This window comes from Aeromonas sp. S13(2024) (genome assembly GCF_041402405.1).
Lineage (GTDB): Bacteria > Pseudomonadota > Gammaproteobacteria > Enterobacterales > Aeromonadaceae > Aeromonas > Aeromonas veronii.
Window position 1 is genome coordinate 1 of sequence record NZ_JBGLRA010000030.1, and the last position, 564, is coordinate 564.

The following is a 564-nucleotide window of genomic DNA, read 5'->3' on the forward strand; positions in this document are numbered from 1 at the left end:
CGTTGCTTCAGTGCTTTCTTGAACGCCATCGCCACCGATTCGGCGTGCATCCCTTCGTGCACGTGATGGCCCACTATCTTGCGTGAGTACGCATCCGTCACCAGGCTCAGGTACAGCGGTCCGCTCCTGGCTGGCAGATAGGTGATATCAGCGACCCAGACCTGCTCCGGGGCCACCGGTGTGACCTGCTCTGGCCCCGCCTTGAGCAAGTTGGGATGGCGGTAGAAACGGTGAAAACTGTGGGTGGTCTTGTGATACGCCCGCTTAGGCTGCACCAGCAAGCGGTGCTCGGCCAATATCCGAAACAGCCTGTCCCGCCCGACCTTGAGCCCGCCATCATCCTGACCCTGCAGCAGATAATGTAGCTTGCGGGTGCCGACCCGAGGTTGTCGCAGTCGAACCTGACGCACGAAGCGCACCACCTGCAATCCTTGTGCATGGCGCTCGTCGGCGACCCGATTGCGCTTGTAGTAAGCCTGCCGGCTTATCCCTAGAAACAGGCAAGCCCTGACAATGGTCAGCCTCTCGACTTGCCGCTGCGAGAGGACTTGCCGGGTCGCTTTT

General features: G+C 60.6%; 1 pseudogene. It reads right to left on the reverse strand.

Annotation, left to right across the window (positions count from 1 at the left end):
- Positions 1-564, reverse strand: a pseudogene (locus ACB042_RS20085) (IS3-like element ISAs31 family transposase); the annotation flags it as partial.